Annotated in this window: 13 protein-coding genes; 6 read left to right on the forward strand and 7 right to left on the reverse strand. The window is 67.0% G+C overall.

The annotated features are described in order from the left end of the window. Nucleotide 1: 1 nt before the first annotated feature. Entirely contained in the window at nucleotides 2-727 is a 726-nt protein-coding gene (locus tag SNE35_RS20180) for an arginyltransferase (RefSeq protein ID WP_320424799.1), read from the forward strand. Here SNE35_RS20180 and SNE35_RS20185 read toward each other — a convergent pair whose 3' ends face one another. Continuing rightward, nucleotides 728-1051: a DUF3579 domain-containing protein gene (locus SNE35_RS20185; RefSeq protein WP_320424801.1), complete on the reverse strand. Its 324-nt coding sequence runs from the start codon at nucleotides 1049-1051 to the stop codon at nucleotides 728-730. A gap of 187 nt (nucleotides 1052-1238) precedes the next feature. On the opposite strand from SNE35_RS20185, the gene SNE35_RS20190 reads away from it, so the two are divergent. The 4 genes from SNE35_RS20190 (at nucleotide 1239) to SNE35_RS20205 (ending at nucleotide 5761) form a co-directional block, all read left to right on the forward strand. Beyond that, nucleotides 1239-2447: an aspartate aminotransferase family protein gene (locus SNE35_RS20190; RefSeq protein WP_320424802.1), complete on the forward strand. Its 1209-nt coding sequence runs from the start codon at nucleotides 1239-1241 to the stop codon at nucleotides 2445-2447. Next, complete coding sequence (argF, locus tag SNE35_RS20195) at nucleotides 2444-3406, forward strand: ornithine carbamoyltransferase (protein WP_320424803.1); 963 nt, start codon at nucleotides 2444-2446, stop codon at nucleotides 3404-3406. Before SNE35_RS20190 ends, argF begins: the two co-directional genes overlap by 4 nt. 151 nt (nucleotides 3407-3557) lie before the next feature. Next, nucleotides 3558-4301 carry a metallophosphoesterase family protein gene (locus SNE35_RS20200; RefSeq protein WP_320424804.1) on the forward strand — a complete coding sequence of 248 codons (744 nt, stop codon included), beginning with the start codon at nucleotides 3558-3560 and terminating at the stop codon, nucleotides 4299-4301. Nucleotides 4302-4303: 2 nt separating this feature from the next. Next, nucleotides 4304-5761 (forward strand): bifunctional serine/threonine-protein kinase/universal stress protein, encoded by a 1458-nt coding sequence (locus SNE35_RS20205; protein WP_320424805.1) that lies wholly within the window; start codon nucleotides 4304-4306, stop codon nucleotides 5759-5761. A 3-nt stretch (nucleotides 5762-5764) separates the two neighbouring features. Here SNE35_RS20205 and SNE35_RS20210 read toward each other — a convergent pair whose 3' ends face one another. Continuing rightward, on the reverse strand, nucleotides 5765-6205 hold the full coding sequence (locus SNE35_RS20210) for a copper chaperone PCu(A)C (protein WP_320424808.1): 441 nt from the start codon (nucleotides 6203-6205) through the stop codon (nucleotides 5765-5767). 22 nt (nucleotides 6206-6227) lie between these two features. Between SNE35_RS20210 and SNE35_RS20215 the strand changes: the two genes are divergently transcribed. After that, nucleotides 6228-6557, forward strand: coding sequence for a YkgJ family cysteine cluster protein (locus SNE35_RS20215; protein WP_320424809.1), 330 nt, complete (start codon nucleotides 6228-6230; stop codon nucleotides 6555-6557). A 7-nt stretch (nucleotides 6558-6564) separates the two neighbouring features. Here the strand turns inward: SNE35_RS20215 and SNE35_RS20220 are convergent, their stop codons facing one another. The 5 genes from SNE35_RS20220 to SNE35_RS20240 all read right to left on the reverse strand — a co-directional run bounded on the left by SNE35_RS20220 (nucleotide 6565) and on the right by SNE35_RS20240 (nucleotide 14772). Continuing rightward, nucleotides 6565-8256 carry a bifunctional metallophosphatase/5'-nucleotidase gene (locus tag SNE35_RS20220; RefSeq protein WP_320424810.1) on the reverse strand — a complete coding sequence of 564 codons (1692 nt, stop codon included), beginning with the start codon at nucleotides 8254-8256 and terminating at the stop codon, nucleotides 6565-6567. Between the two features lie 2 nt (nucleotides 8257-8258). Beyond that, nucleotides 8259-9101, reverse strand: a complete 843-nt coding sequence (locus SNE35_RS20225; RefSeq protein ID WP_320424811.1) for a S1/P1 nuclease — start codon at nucleotides 9099-9101, stop codon at nucleotides 8259-8261. 154 nt (nucleotides 9102-9255) lie between these two features. Then, nucleotides 9256-10737, reverse strand: a complete 1482-nt coding sequence (locus SNE35_RS20230; protein ID WP_320424812.1) for a lamin tail domain-containing protein — start codon at nucleotides 10735-10737, stop codon at nucleotides 9256-9258. 73 nt (nucleotides 10738-10810) lie between these two features. Next, nucleotides 10811-13330 carry a TonB-dependent receptor gene (locus SNE35_RS20235; protein WP_320424813.1) on the reverse strand — a complete coding sequence of 840 codons (2520 nt, stop codon included), beginning with the start codon at nucleotides 13328-13330 and terminating at the stop codon, nucleotides 10811-10813. A 251-nt stretch (nucleotides 13331-13581) separates the two neighbouring features. After that, on the reverse strand, nucleotides 13582-14772 hold the full coding sequence (locus SNE35_RS20240) for a tetratricopeptide repeat protein (protein WP_320424814.1): 1191 nt from the start codon (nucleotides 14770-14772) through the stop codon (nucleotides 13582-13584). Nucleotides 14773-14810 lie beyond the last annotated feature (38 nt).

Below are 14810 nucleotides of genomic sequence, written 5' to 3' on the forward strand. Positions count from 1 at the left end.
CGTGACCTACCCCAAAGACCTCCCGCTGGCCGAACTGCAGTTCTATGCGACTGCCGCTTACCCCTGCAGCTACCTGCCGCAGCGGCAGGCGCGCTCGCAGGTGGCCACGCCCAGCCATCTGATCCATGCGGATGCCTATTCGGGCCTGGTGGCCGCGGGTTTCCGGCGCAGCGGCCTGTTCACCTATCGCCCCTACTGCGACAACTGCAAGGCCTGCGTGCCGCTACGCCTCCCGGTGGACGAATTCAAGCCCTCGCGCAGCCAGCGCCGCGCGCTCAAGCGCCATGCCGACCTGCAGGCGCGCGTGATGCGCCTGGGCTTCAGCCAGGAGCACTACGAGCTCTACCTGCGCTACCAGGCCGGCCGGCATTCCGGCGGCGGCATGGACCAGGACAGCGTCGAGCAGTACACGCAGTTCCTGCTGCAGAGCCGGATCAACTCGCGGCTGGTGGAGTTCCGCGACGCCACCGGGCGGCTGAAGATGGTCTCGATCCTGGACATCCTCAGCGACGGGCTGTCGGCCGTCTACACCTTCTACGAGCCCGAGGACGACACCAGCTACGGCGTCTACAACGTGCTGTGGCAGATCGAGCAGACGCGCGAGCTGAAGCTCGCCCACCTGTACCTGGGCTACTGGATCGCGGAGAGCCCGAAGATGGCCTACAAGGCCGGCTACCGCCCGCACCAGCTGCTGCGCGACGGCCAGTGGACGACCGTGGCCGACTGATTACTCGGGTTTGTCCGGCAGCAGGCAGGCCTCGGCCACCTGCAGCTCGTTGTCCTTGGCGAAGTTCATCACGAAGTCCCAGGCCATCGGCTCCAGCTCGCGCAGCGACTCGTTGACGATCACGCACTTCACGCCGTTGATCACCCGCGGCACACACAGCGGCGAGTAGCCGATGTGGGCACCCGGCCCGCCCGGCGCACCGCCCGGCCGGAAGCAGGACATCACGCCGGCGAGCCGCTCCGACCAGTCGCTGGGGCGAAAGGTGCGGCCATCCTTGGTCACGCCCTGGATGAAGACTTCGCGGGGTTTGGGAGCAGAACTCATGGGTCGGAAGGACGCCGCGCAGGGAACGAAAGAGGCGCGACGGGCGCTATTGTGCCCTGGATGTGTTGCGGCGCAGCACGGCCCCGGATTTGCCCACACCATCGAACCTGCACCTTAGAATCGTCGCGCGCGGGTCACTCGTTCGATCCGCGCTTTTTCTTTTCCAATACTTTTCGAGAAAGCCCCGATGAACGCTGCTGTCCCCTCGTCGTCCGAGCCGCACGTGATGCAAACCTATGGCCGCCTGCCCGTCGCCCTGTCGCACGGCCAAGGCTGCTGGGTCTGGGACACGAACGGCCGACGATACCTGGACGGTCTCGCGGGCATCGCGGTGAACACGCTGGGTCATGCCCACCCGCGCCTGGTGCCGGCGCTGCAGGATCAGGTCGCCAAGCTGATCCACACCAGCAACTACTACCTGGTGCCGCTGCAGGAGAAGCTCGCCGCCAAGCTGGTGGAGATCTCCGGCCTCGCCAACGTCTTCTTCTGCAACAGCGGCCTGGAAGCGAACGAGGCCGCGCTGAAGATCGCCCGCAAGTTCGGCCATGACCGCGGCAACACCAGCCCGGAGATCATGGTGTTCGAAGGCGCTTTCCACGGCCGCTCGATCGCCACCCTGTCCGCCACTGCCAACCCGAAGATCCAGGCCGGCTTCGGCCCGCTGGTGCCCGGCTTCGTGCGCGCGCCGCTGAACGATCTGGCCGCCGTCGAGGCCGCCGTCAAGGCGCACCCGAACCTCACCGCGATCTTCCTGGAGACGATCCAGGGCGAAGGCGGCATCAACCCGGCACGCGTCGAGTTCCTGCAGGGCCTGCGCCGCATCTGCGACACGCACGACCTGCTGCTGATGCTCGACGAAGTGCAGTGCGGCATCGGCCGCACCGGCAAGTGGTTCGCGCACCAGTGGGCCGGCATCGTGCCGGACGTGATGCCGCTGGCCAAGGGCCTGGGCTCGGGCGTGCCGATCGGCGCCGTCGTCTGCGGCCCGCGCGCCGCTACCGTGATGGGCCCCGGCAACCATGGCACGACCTTCGGCGGCAACCCGCTGGCCATGCGCGCCGGCGTCGAGACGCTGACGATCATGACCGAGGACGGCCTGCTGGCGAACGCCGAGAAGATCGGCGCGCAGATCAAGGCGGGCCTGGAAGCGGGTCTGTCCGGTGTCGACGGTTTCGTCGAGGTGCGCGGCCAGGGCCTGATGCTCGGCGTGGCGCTCGATCGCCCCTGCGGCGCGCTGCTGACCCAGGCGGTCGAGGCCGGCCTGATGATCAGCGTCACCGCCGACCGCGTCGTGCGCCTGCTGCCCGCGCTGATCATGACGAGCGACGAGGCTGCCCAGCTCGTGGGCATCCTGGTGCCGCTGATCAAGCGCTTCCTGGCCCAGCCCAAGTCATGAAGCCGGGGAACTCGCTGATGCGCCACTACCTGCAGTTCAAGGACTTCCGGGCCGAGGAATACACGCACCTGTTCGAGCGCGCCGCGATCATCAAGCGACGCTTCAAGAACTACGAGAAATACCAGCCGCTGCAGGACCGCACGCTGGCCATGATCTTCGAGAAGGCCAGCACGCGCACCCGCGTCAGCTTCGAGGCCGGCATGTACCAGATGGGCGGCTCGGTGGTGCACCTCACCACCGGCGACAGCCAGCTGGGCCGGGCCGAGCCGGTCGAGGACAGCGCGCGCGTGATCTCGCGCATGGTCGACATCGTGATGATCCGCACCTTCGAGCAGACGAAGATCGAACGCTTCGCCGCCCACTCGCGCGTGCCGGTCATCAACGGCCTGACCAACGAGTACCACCCCTGCCAGATCCTGGCCGACCTGTTCACTTTCATCGAGGCGCGCGGCATGAACCAGCGCGGCATCGTCGACCCCGACTGCCTGAAGGGCCGCGTCGTCGCCTGGGTCGGTGATGGCAACAACATGGCCAACACCTGGCTGCAAGCGGCGGAGGTGCTGGGCTTCAAGGTCCACGTCAGCACGCCCAGTGGCTACGAGATCGACCCGGCCGTGGCCGGCATCAAGGATCCGTCCTGCTACAAGGTGTTCAAGGACCCGATGGACGCCTGCCGCGGTGCCGACCTGGTGACGACGGACGTGTGGACCAGCATGGGCTACGAGGCCGAGAACGAGGCGCGCCGCGCCGCCTTCGCCGACTGGTGCGTGGACACCGAGATGATGGCCGTCGCCAAGCCCGACGCCCTCTTCATGCACTGCCTGCCCGCGCACCGCGGCGAGGAAGTCGCGGCGGAGGTGATCGACGGCCCGCAGTCGGTGGTGTGGGACGAGGCAGAAAACCGCATGCACGTGCAGAAGGCCTTGATGGAATACCTGCTGCTCGGCCGCATCGGTTGACGATGAGGCAGGCTGCATCAACGCGGCGTTGGGCCGAGCGCCGGGCCGCTCCCAAGCCGGCCCACATGGCGATGTGCTTGCCGGTCGATCCGGCAAGCATCGCCGCCCCCTCGGGGGGCAGACCAGCGTACCCGCTGGGCTGGGGGCTCACATGATTGCTGTCATCACCGACATCCACTCGAACCGGCAGGCGCTCGAGGCGGTGCTGGCGGACGCCGCGGCCAAGGGTGTGCGCCGCTACGCCTTCCTGGGCGACCTGGTCGGCTATGGCGCAGACCCGGGCTGGGTGGTCGACACGGTGGCCGGTCTCGTCCGCGAGACCGGTGCCGTCGCCATCATGGGCAACCACGACGAGGCAGCGGTGCGCGGCGAGGCGCCGGCCATGCGCGAGGAAGCCCGCCAGGCGCTCGCCTGGACCCACGCGCAGCTGCAGCCCGAGCAGCGAGCCTTCCTCGCCGCGCTGCCGCTGAGCGTGCAGGAAGGCGAGACGCTCTACGTCCACGCCAATGCCTTCGCGCCGAAGGACTGGGAATACATCACCGGCCGCATCGAGGCGATGCGCAGCCTGCACGCGACGAACGCCCGCTACACCTTCTGCGGCCACATGCATGAGCCGATGCTCTACCACCTGTCCGGCACCGGCAAGGCGGGCGACTTCAAGCCGCAGCCCGGCGTGGCGATTCCGCTGCTGAGCCACCGGCAATGGCTGGTGATCCCCGGCTCCTGCGGCCAGCCGCGCGACGGCAACCCGGCCGCCGGCTACGCGCTGTTCGACCCACAGCGGCAGGAACTCAGCTTCGAGCGCGTGCCCTACGACGCCGAAACCGCCGCCGCCCGCATCCGCGCCGCCGGCCTGCCCGAACGCCTGGGCGATCGGCTGCTCACGGGCCAGTAGCGATGACCCAGGACGCCCCGCCCAGCATCCTCGAACTGCCTTCGATGGCGGCGCTGGAACCGGGCATGGTGCTGGATGGCTTCCGCCTCGACGAGCGGCTGCACCAGGGCGGCATGGCTAACCTGTGGTCCGTGACGCGGCTCGACGAAAAGCCCGCCGGCGAAGACTTCCCGCTGATCATGAAGGTGCCGCGCATCAAGGGCGGCGAAGACCCGGCCACCATCGTCGGCTTCGAGGTCGAGCAGATGCTGATGCCGGCACTGCACGGCCCGCACGTGCCGCGCTACGTGGCGCGCGGCGACTGGACGCGCCAGGCCTATGTCGTGATGGAGCGCATCGACGGCCCCACCCTGCGGCCCAAGCTGGACGAAGCACCGCTGCCGCTGGAAGAGCTGGTGGACATCGGCGCCCGCGTCGCGCTGGCGCTGCACGCGCTGCACAAGCAGCACCTGATCCACCTGGACGTGAAGCCCAGCAACATCATGTTCCGGCCCGACGGCACGGTGGTCATGGTCGACTTCGGCCTGTCGCGGCACGACCACCTGCCCGACCTGCTGGAAGAGGAGTTCTCGCTGCCGATGGGCACCGGGCCCTATATGTCGCCGGAGCAGGTGCAGTTCGTCCGCAACGATCCGCGCAGCGACCTGTTCGCGCTGGGCGTGATGCTCTACCACCTGGCCACCGGTGAGCGCCCTTTCGGCCAGCCGACCTCGGTGCGCGGCCTGCGCAAGCGCCTCTACCTGGAGCCGGTGCCGCCGCGCGCGATCAACCCCGACATCCCGCCCTGGCTGCAGGAGATCATCCTGCACTGCCTGGAGGTCAAGCCCGAGCGCCGCTACCCGAGCGCCGCGCAGCTCGCGCTGGACCTGCGCCAGCCGCTGGGCGTGCAGCTCACGCGCCGCGCCGACAAGCTCGCCCGCAGCGGCACGCTGGCCAATCTGCGGCGCTGGTTCTTCGCGCTGGGCAGCGAGCCGCCGCCGAAGGCCCAGGCCAGCGAACAGGTGGCGCGCAGCCCGATCGTGATGGCGGCCGTGGACATCGAGGAGGCCACGCCGGAACTGCTGTCCCAGTTGCGCGAGGTGGTGCGCCGCATCGTGCAGACCGAGCCCGGCGCGCGGCTGGCCTGCGTCAGCGTGATGAAGACGGCGCGGCTCGGCGTGGACGAGCTGACCGACAAGGACGGCCGCAGCCTGCACGTGAAGAAGCTGATCGGCCTGCAGCATTGGGCGCGGCCGATCAGCCGCAGCCTGAAGCTGGAGGACGGGCGCCTGACCTTCCACGTGCTGGAGGCACCGGACACCGGCGACGCGATCGTCGAATTCGCCAACAAGAACGGCGTCGACCACATCGTGATGGGCGCCCGCGCCCATTCGACCCTGCAGCGCTACCTGGGCAGCGTGTCCTCGCAGGTGCTCAACGAGTCGGGCTGCACGGTCACCGTGGTGCGCGAGAGCCTGTAGACCCTACTTGCCGAGCGCCCTCGCCTCGGCCTTCACCTCGACGGTCTGGCGCTTCTTGTCCTTGCCTTCGAAGACCAGGGTCAGCGGCACCGTGTCGCCCGCCTTGATCGGTGCCTTCAGGTCCATCATCATCACGTGGAAACCGCCGGGCTTGAGCTCCACCGTCTTGCCGGCCGGCAGCGGCAGGCCCGTGTCGAGCTCGCGCATCTTCATCACGTCGCCCTGCATGGCCATCTCGTGGATCTCGACCATGCCGGCGGCGGGCGAGCTGACGCTGACGAGCCGGCTGTCCTCCGCCGCGCGCAGCGAGAAGAAGGCGCCGGTGGACTTCTGCTGCGCCACGGTGGCGCGCACCCAGGGCTTCTCCACGACGACCTGCTGGGCCTGGGCGGCCACAGCACCGAATGCCAGCAAGCCGGCGAGCGCAAGAGCTTTGATCTTCATGGCGCCATCCTAAACTGACGGGATGTCCACCAACCCCTGCATCAGCTGCGGCGCCTGCTGCGCCAGTTTCCGCGTCGACTTTGCTCGCGATGAATTGCAATCGGAAGGCGGCTGCGTGCCAGATGGCCTGGCCGTCGAGCTGACCGGCACGCTCGCCCGCATGCGTGGCACCGACCACGCCAAGCCGCGCTGCGCCGCGCTGACCGGCACCGTCGGCGTCAAGGCCTCCTGCGGCATCTACGAATGGCGGCCGGGACCGTGCCGCGAGTTCGGGCTGCGCGCGCCGATGGGATTCGGCGACGAGGCCTGCACCCGCGCGCGGGCGCGTCACGGCCTGCCGCCGCTGAACTGATCAGCCTTTATTCAACGCGCCGGATGCGGCCCGGCTCGACCTGGTCGACGGCTTCCGGATGGGCGGCCAGGTATTCGAGCATCGCGTCCAGGTCCACGCCCAGCACGGTCCGATCGCGCCCCTGGCGCATCACGGTCAGGCCCTCGCCGCCATCGGCCATGAAGCCGTTGGCGACGACGCGGTAGTTGCGTGCATCGTCGAGCGGCTGTCCGTCGATCTTGACCTCGACCAGGCGGGCGCTGCCGTCCGCCGCGCGGGCCCAGGTGTAGCGCAGGCCGCTGGACGGCTGCAGCAGGCGCGGCGCGGCCGTGCCGCGCGGCAGCTGGCTCGTCAGCAATTCACGCAGTTGCGCACCGCTCAGGGTCAGTGCAACCAGATCGTTATGGAAGGGCTGGATCGCCGTCAACTCGCTGAGGTTGACCGGGCGGGCCGGCGTGGCCTCCAGGTCGGTGCGGATGCCACCGAGATTCATCAGCGCGACGATGGGGCCGGTCTGAGCCGTGTCGTGGGCACGCGCATAGGCGGCCTGCGAGTCGGCGATCAGGTTGCCGAGGCCGGCATCGCCGAGCGGGTCCGCGGGCGTGCGACGCAGGCCGTGGGCCACGGTCGCGATCGGGCGCAGACGCACCGGCTCGGTCAGCTTCTCGGCCTCGGCCTCCAGCGCCGCGAAGGCGGGCGCCGGCGTGTAGCGCGACTGCAGCACCGGCACGTTGACGGCCTGGGCGTCCAGCACATGCCCCTGGCCGTCGACCTTCAGCGTGGTCTGCGTGATCCAGGCGCCGAAGCTGCCGGCCTGGACCAGCAGGCGGCCGTCCACCTTGCAGGTGTAGGCCATGTGGCTGTGGCCGCTGACGATCATGGCGTACTCGGGCGAAAGGCGATGGGCGATGTCCACGCCGCGGCCGCCCAGGCCCGTGCAGGCATACGTAGGATCGTTGGCCGGGCCGCGCCATTCGGCGCCTTCGTGCATCACCGCCACCAGCACCTGCGCTCCCTTGGCGCGCAGCTCGGGCACCAGCGCATTGAGCGTCTCGGCTTCGTCGGAGAAGCGCAGTCCCTCCATATTGCGCGGCAGCGAGACGCTGGGCGTGTTCTTCGTGACGACGCCGACGAAGGCGAGCTTGAGGCCATCGACCTCACGGATCACGTAGCTCCGGAACGGGTGCTTGCCCGTCGCGGTCTCGACCAGGTTCGCGGCCAGGTAGGGGAAGTGCACGCCCGCATAACCCGGCAGCGGGCAGCCGCCGGCCGGGCAACGGCCGGCGAGCTTGTCCTGCAGCGCGGGCAGCCCGCCGTCGAGCTCGTGGTTGCCCAGGGCCGAGGCGACGATGCCGAGCTTGTCGAAGGCCACGAGGCTGGGCTCATCGGCGAGCAGGGCCGAGTTCTGCGGCGAAGCGCCGATCAGGTCGCCCGCGGCCACGACCAGCGCGCCCGGATGCTCCGCGCGCAGGCTGTCGAGCGCGGCGGCCAGGTAGGGAATGCCACCGGCCGGCGCCGGCTTGCCCAGGCTGCCGTCGGCCTCGGGCAGGCGCAGCATCGCCGGCACCGGCGCGCGGGACTGGATGAAGCCGTGGAAGTCGTTGATCGACAACAGGGTCAGGGTGCGCGGAGCCGCCGTGGGCGCGGGCGCGGTGGCGCAGCCTGCGAGCCAGACGGATGCAGCCAAGGCCAAGGCGCGAGACAGGAGCGATGCGTTCATGATCACTTCAGCGTTTCGTTGAGCACCTCAGCCAGGCGGGCCGCGGCCAGGCGGACACGCTCCTCGGCATAGGCGCGCTTGGCGTCGAGATAGGTACCGCCGATCTTGTGCTGCGGCTGACCGTCGCTATCCGCCGGATACACGCCTTGCGCGTTGACGCCCTTGCAGGATTCGACCGCCCAGTCCACCGATGTGCCCAGCGTCTGCGGCGTCAGCTTGGGAATGCCATCCTGCTGCAGCTTCGCGGCGTACTTCTCCGGTGCCAGCATCGCCGATTCGAGTTCGTAGTAGTCCCACACCGTATGGAGGTTGGTGGGGATGGGCTCGCCCGGGACGCGGCGCTTGGCGCCCTGGAAATCCGGCGGAGTGGCGGTGCGCAGGCTGATCTGATACTTGTTGCCGCCGGCATCGTCGTGGCCCTCGGCGTCCTGCCGGGAGCCGGCGTGCAGCGGCTGGTGAACGTCGCCGATGAAGTGGACGACGAACTTCAGCGCGACGCGGCGCGCTTCGGGCGTTTGCGTGGTGTCGGCGAGGATCTTGCGCTGTGCGTCGATCGCCTCGATCACGCAATCGTTGCCCGGGCAATCGACCGGCGGTCGGTACTCGCAGTGCTGGGGATCCAGGTCGATGTAGTGCCACTTGGAGGTCTTCTTGCCGAGGTCCGGATCGCTGCTGCGCAGACCGTCGGCCCAGGAAGCCACGCCCGCCAGCGTCGGATCGGGTTCGCCTTGCAGCAAGGCCGTCACCTGCTGCTGCGCGGCGGGGGTCAGCTGGGTCTGCGCCAGGTCGCCGACCAGCCAGTGGCCCAGGTGGCTCCAGGCGAAGGCGTTGGGGGCGGCGAGCATGGAAGCTGCGGCGAGGGTGGTCAGGGTAAGGCGGAGTCGCTTGCGGAGAGTTGTCTTGCTCATGTGCGGTCCTGTGAGACTGCAGTAGCGCTGCTGCGCCACAAATGGGAAAGCCCTGCCGGGGAGGCAGGGCCGTGTTTTCGAGGCTTGATGCTCAGCGCTGGCCTAGGCCGCTAAATGTGTCCTTCGGGAAGACGTCCCATTCAGCGGTCGGATCCCACGACCCGTCCGTCGGGGATGTGACCGTGCCGTTGCCGTGCTTGATACCGGCCTTGCGGCGCAGCGTGTGGTCAATCGTGACCGGCGCGGCAGACGGCCAGCCCGTGAGGGTCTTCACGGTGAGGTCGCCGATCACGCCGAAGGTGTCGATGATCGTGCCGGCCTTCATCAGCACCACGATGTCATTGCCGTTGAAGTTGGTCACCTGGCTGGGGAACACGCCATCAGTGATCACCGTGGCACCGTAGGTGCTACCCGCCGTGGTTGCGGCCTCAGTCAGGCTGCCAGCCCCGGTGCCCGAGGAGGGGTTGTAGATCACCACCGTCTTGCCAGTGGCCAGCGTTCCGGACAAGGCCTCCACGAAGTTGGTCGTCGTGGCGGCACCGTTCGTATACGTCGTCAGCGAGTAGTGGCTCAGATCCACATCGCACCCGGTCGGGTTGTAGATTTCCAGCGCCTTGTTGTTGCCGGAACCTTCGATGTACTCGCTGATGAACAGATCGGCCGTCGCGTCGCAGACAGGGCCGCTAGCGCCAATGGTGATGCTGCCGCTCTTCTCGGCCGGCGTGCTCGCCGCCGAACCTGTCAGCACCATGTCGATGGTGTACGTGCCCGCCGCCGCATAGGTGTGCGACAGGGTCGTCGCGCTGAGAGCCGGCGTCTCCGTCACGCCGTCGCCCCAGTTCACCGACAGTGCCGTGCCATCGGTGGTGGTGACACCGGTGACGCTCACCGCCGTGCCCGCCACACCGGTGGTCGGAAGCGTGGCCGCCAGCACCGGCTGGGCGATGGCGTTGATCGTGACGCTGCCCGTCGTCTCGGCCTTCGTGCTGTTCGCGCCGCTCAACACCAGATCGATGGCATAGCTGCCTGCCCCGGCATAGGTGTGCGTCAGGCTCGTAACGCTGGTGGCCGGCGTCTCCTTCGTGCCGTCACCCCAGTCCACGGACAGCGCCGTGCCGTTGGCAGCCGCGATGCCAGAGATGCTCACCGGCACGCTCACCGTGCCGGTGGTTGGCAGCGTGGCGGCAAGCGACGGTGGAGGGCTGACCGCGACGGCGCCCTTCAGCTCGGCAGCCGGACCCCAGCCGAGCACGGCCAGGTCGATGTTGCAGGTGCCCGTCTTCACACAAGCTGCGGTCGCGGCGTAGGTGTGCGTCAGGCTGGTCGGGATGGCCGCCGGCGTGTCCTGCGTGCCGTCACCCCAGTCCACCGTCAGCGCGGCGCCGTTGGCGACCGTGATGCCGGTGATGCTCACAGGCGCGCTTGCCGTGGCCGAGGTCGGCAGGGTTGCGGACACCGTCGGCGGCACGTGACCGCCGCCATCGCCGACGTCGCTGCTGCCGCCACCACACCCGGACAGCGCGGCAGCCAGGGCCATCGCCGCGCCCGTCATACAAAACTTGAACTTTTCCATCAAGGAATTCCTCAGGACGCCAGTGCATTCACTGGCAAAACAAATAAGAACCTTCAGCGCTTGCGCAGCGAGATCAGTCGAACGAAGCGCTCAAAGTGACCATCACGGCGCGCGGGGCCTGCAGGTTGTAGGTCGAGGCGCTGGCAAACAGCGGCTTGCCCGTGGTCGCGTCAACCGGGAGACCTGCGTTGCTGGACAGGAAGTTGGTCGCGCTGGCGAAGGTCACGGCCTTGTGGTCGGTCAGGTTGGTCACGTTGACCTTCAGCTTGACCTTGTGCGCCCAAGAGCTGAGATCGCCAAAGTTCCATCCGCCGTTGAGGTTCACCGTCGTGTAGCCGGGCGCCCTCTCCGTGTTGACCCAGTCCGCCCAGTACGCGCTGCGGTACTTGGCGTTCATGCCCAGCCAGAACGGACCGTTGTGGTAGTTCCCGCCGAATGCGACGGTGTTCTTCGGGATGTCCACGAAGGACTTGCCCTTGGTCGGGTAGGTGCCGTCACCCAGCGAGAAGGTGTCGTCCATGATCGTGGATTCCGTGTACGCGTAGGACGCATACACGCTCAGGTCACGATGGAGCTTGTAGCTGACTTCGGCGTTCACGCCGCGCTGGTGCAGTGCCGACACGGCCAGGTACACAGTCTGGTTGCTGGCACTGTCGAAGCCGCTGACCGACTTGTTCTTCAGGTTGGCGGCGTAGACGTCCACACTGGCACCCAGGGCGCCGCGGTAGTAGCGCCAGCCCAGGTCCACCGTGTCGGCGCTTTCGGGCTTGGTGACGGCCAGCTTGTCCAGCGCTGCCTGCAGTTGCGCCGGGGTGTAGTTGCTGAACGCGACTTCGCCCGGATTCTGCTCATAGAACGCGCGCACCGAATCGCTCTGCGTGACGACGCCGTTGACCGGCGCGCGGAAGCTGCGGCCATAGCCGGCATAGAACTGGTTGGCGCTGTCGAGCTGGTACTTCACGCCCGCCGTCGGGGTGAACTTGTTCCAGGTGTGGCTGCTTTCGCCGCCGAACTGGCCCGTGTAGGCGAGGCTCGCCGAAGCCGGGTGCGAGCCGTAGTGCTGGTAGCCGAAGCCTTCGCGGGTGACGCTGGTGTAGGCACCGCCCACCTTGACCGTCCACTTGTCGTTCGGTGTCCACTCGTTGCTGATGAAGGCGCGCTTCAGCGTGGTGGTGGTGTAGTCGAAGAAGTTGTACTGCGGGGGACCGCCGTCGGTATAGCCGACCAGATTGCTCTGGCCCCAGATGTCGAGCGGGTTGCCGTTCGCGTCCACCTTGCTGTAGGTCTGGTACTGCTGCTGGCGCGGCCGGTCGAACCAGACGCCATAGGTGAGCGTATCGGTATCGCCGAAGTCCTGGATCAGCTTCGCGATCACGCCCGGACGCCAGGTGTTGGAGCCGCTGTACGAATACGTCATCGCCTTCGCATTCGCGCCGCCGATGACGCCGTCGTTGTTCAGGTCGTAGTTGACGTAGCTGAAGCGCCCGACGTTGGCCGGCGAGGTGCTTTCGGTGAAGGTGTAGCCGGAGCCGCCGCCGCCGGTGCCGTACTGGAAGTAGGGCACCACGGACAGGTGCAGCGAGTCGCTCAGCGTGAACTCGCCGTCCAGGCTCAGCATGTAGTCCTTGAACGGATTGACGTGCAGCTTGTAGTAGCCGGTGTTGGTGCCGTTGTAGGTCGTGTCCCAGTTCGTGTTGTAGTTCGATGCCGCCTGCGCCTGCGTCACGAACTCATAGCCGCCGGTGCGGACCAGGTGGTTGTATTGCAGGGAGGCTGAAATCGAGTTCTGGCTGTTGATGGTCAGCACCGATTTGCCGTCCACCTTCCAGACCTCGGCGCCGCCCTGGCCGCGCCAAACGTCCGTGCTGTTGTGCGAATACGAGAGCCACGAGCGGAACGCGCCGGTGTCGCCGGTCTGCACGCGGACGAACTCGCGCCGGTAGTTGTTGCTGCCGCCGGAGAGGGAGGTATCGAAGCTGAACTTGTGCGAGGGGTCGATGGTGGACCAGGCGATGGTGCCGCCCGAGGCGCCGGCCACGGCCGAGTCCACGTCCGGATAGCCCTGCAGCACGGTGATGTCGTTCATGTTCTCCGTGTCGCCGTACTCGGTCGGGAAGACACGGTAGTTGCCGCTGTCATTGACCGGGGCGCCGTTCACCGTGACGCCGATCTGGTCATTGGTGAAGCCGCGGATCTGGTAGTTGGCGTCGAACAGGCCGCTCGGATCGTCGGTGATGGCGACAACGCCAGGAATGCTGTCGATCAACTGCGCGTAGGTCGCGCCGGGTGCGGATTGTTCGATGGCAGCGCGGGTGATCGTGGAGACGGCCTTGGGTGCGACCTGCACGGACATCAAGCCACCGCCGAGTTGCTCGCGACCTTCGACGGTCACTTTCTCGAGCGCTTCGAGCGTGGCCTTCGACGAGTTCGCATTCGTCGTGTTGGACGTGCTGGCGGCATTGGCACGCTGGGGCGCCTTGTCCTGCTCGGTATCAGTAGTAGCGGTCTGCGCATGCACAGCCGAGGCGGCCATGGCAGCAACGGCAAGGCTCAGCGCCGTACGCGCAAAGCGCGCGAAGTTCTGTTCGGTCATTCCCAATCGTCCTGTTGTGAGCGCGTCTTTGCGCGCGATGTACCGACCGCCGTCCCCGCGGTCATCTCGGCCTAAGGCTCGAGGTTCGTCAGCAAATGCGACGAAACGTGTAGCTTCGCAGCCTAATGTGGCACCGCCATTAAAGCTGCGGCACCCTCGTTTTCCGCTAGGCAAAGATGCAATCAACCAACAAAGACAATTAGAAATTTTTCAGAAGCAATTAGGAAACATTTGAACCAATTTCATTCGAGCTAGTTCATTTTCTGCGGCTGCTTGCGCGCCTGCGCATTGAGCCAGGCGAGCTTGGCGGCGTAGAGATCGTGATCCTTGGCCGTCGTGCTGTTCTCCATCGCCAGCGCCAACTGCTTGCTGGCCTGCTTGACGTCGCCGAGGCCGAAGTTGGCCAACGCCAGCCAGAAGTGGAACTCGTGGTAATAGGCCGAGCGCTCGATCTCCTTGGTGAAGAAGCCGCGCGCGGCTTCGTACTCGCCAGCCTTCATCGCAGCAATGCCGTAGTCGAAGTAACGGAACGGCGGATAGGGCTGAAGCTGGTCGAGCCGGGCCTGCAGCACGCGGGCCTCGTCGCTGCGGTGCTGGTCTTTCAACACCAGCACCATGTTCGACATCGCCTGCGTGTTGGCGGGCTCGGCATCCAGCACATAGCGGAAGGCCCGCTCCGCGGCCTCGGTATTGCCGTGGCGCCGGTAGATCACGCCCAGCGTGTTGTAACCCGTCAGATACTTCGGATCCTGGCGCAGGGCCTCGCGGATCCACGCATAGGCGTTGTCGAGCTGACCGTCGTGCAGGTTCTCGGCCGCACGGTTGTTCATGAACATCGCGATGATCGTTTGCTCGCCGACCTCCATTGCGCGCTGGTTGCGGATCGAGTCGGGCGGCACGAAATCGATGGTCAGGCCATCCGCCATGATGTTCGTGCCGCGCACCGCCTGCCGGTCTTCACCCAGCGTCAGGTTCACATGGCCGGACAGGAACATGAAGTCGTTACTTCGGCTCCAGCTCGGATCCACATACACGTTGCGATAGCGCACCGAAAGGCCCAATTCCTTGGCGAAGGCAGCCGTCATCAGCACCAGCGACATGCAATTGCCACTGCGTGCGGCAAAGGCCTCGGAGGCTGTCCGCGTTGTTGAGGAGTCGTATTCGATCTTCAGCTTCGATTTACGCTCCAGCGCATCAACAAGCGCCTCACGCCGGTCCTTGCGAAAGCTTTGGTGCGACATGTCCTTGTCGATGAACTCGCGCATGGCAGGGCTCACGGCGAACACATCGGAAACATCGATGCCCTGCGTGGCCGGCGCGAACCATTGGTCCTGGAACATCTGCGGCGGCACCGTGGATACCGTCGGGCTCGATGCACAGCCGCCCAGCGCGGCGCTGCAGATGATTCCGAGAGGCAGCAGCTTTCTCAGCAAAGCGTTCATGGCGACGACTCCGAGCTGGCGCGGGAAATAGGCGGGAC

Origin of the sequence: Roseateles agri (genome assembly GCF_034043675.1) — a bacterium.
Lineage (GTDB): Bacteria > Pseudomonadota > Gammaproteobacteria > Burkholderiales > Burkholderiaceae_C > KK5.

Bases quoted from the DNA above. Each gene is read 5' to 3' on its own strand.
- SNE35_RS20185 (WP_320424801.1), bottom strand. From the start codon at position 1,051: ATGAGTTCTGCTCCCAAACCCCGCGAAGTCTTCATCCAGGGCGTGACC.
- SNE35_RS20190 (WP_320424802.1), top strand. From the start codon at position 1,239: ATGAACGCTGCTGTCCCCTCGTCGTCCGAGCCGCACGTGATGCAAACC.
- argF (WP_320424803.1), top strand. From the start codon at position 2,444: ATGAAGCCGGGGAACTCGCTGATGCGCCACTACCTGCAGTTCAAGGAC.
- SNE35_RS20200 (WP_320424804.1), top strand. From the start codon at position 3,558: ATGATTGCTGTCATCACCGACATCCACTCGAACCGGCAGGCGCTCGAG.
- SNE35_RS20205 (WP_320424805.1), top strand. From the start codon at position 4,304: ATGACCCAGGACGCCCCGCCCAGCATCCTCGAACTGCCTTCGATGGCG.
- SNE35_RS20210 (WP_320424808.1), bottom strand. From the start codon at position 6,205: ATGAAGATCAAAGCTCTTGCGCTCGCCGGCTTGCTGGCATTCGGTGCT.
- SNE35_RS20215 (WP_320424809.1), top strand. From the start codon at position 6,228: ATGTCCACCAACCCCTGCATCAGCTGCGGCGCCTGCTGCGCCAGTTTC.
- SNE35_RS20220 (WP_320424810.1), bottom strand. From the start codon at position 8,256: ATGAACGCATCGCTCCTGTCTCGCGCCTTGGCCTTGGCTGCATCCGTC.
- SNE35_RS20225 (WP_320424811.1), bottom strand. From the start codon at position 9,101: ATGCTCGCCGCCCCCAACGCCTTCGCCTGGAGCCACCTGGGCCACTGG.
- SNE35_RS20230 (WP_320424812.1), bottom strand. From the start codon at position 10,737: ATGGAAAAGTTCAAGTTTTGTATGACGGGCGCGGCGATGGCCCTGGCT.
- SNE35_RS20235 (WP_320424813.1), bottom strand. From the start codon at position 13,330: ATGACCGAACAGAACTTCGCGCGCTTTGCGCGTACGGCGCTGAGCCTT.
- SNE35_RS20240 (WP_320424814.1), bottom strand. From the start codon at position 14,772: ATGAACGCTTTGCTGAGAAAGCTGCTGCCTCTCGGAATCATCTGCAGC.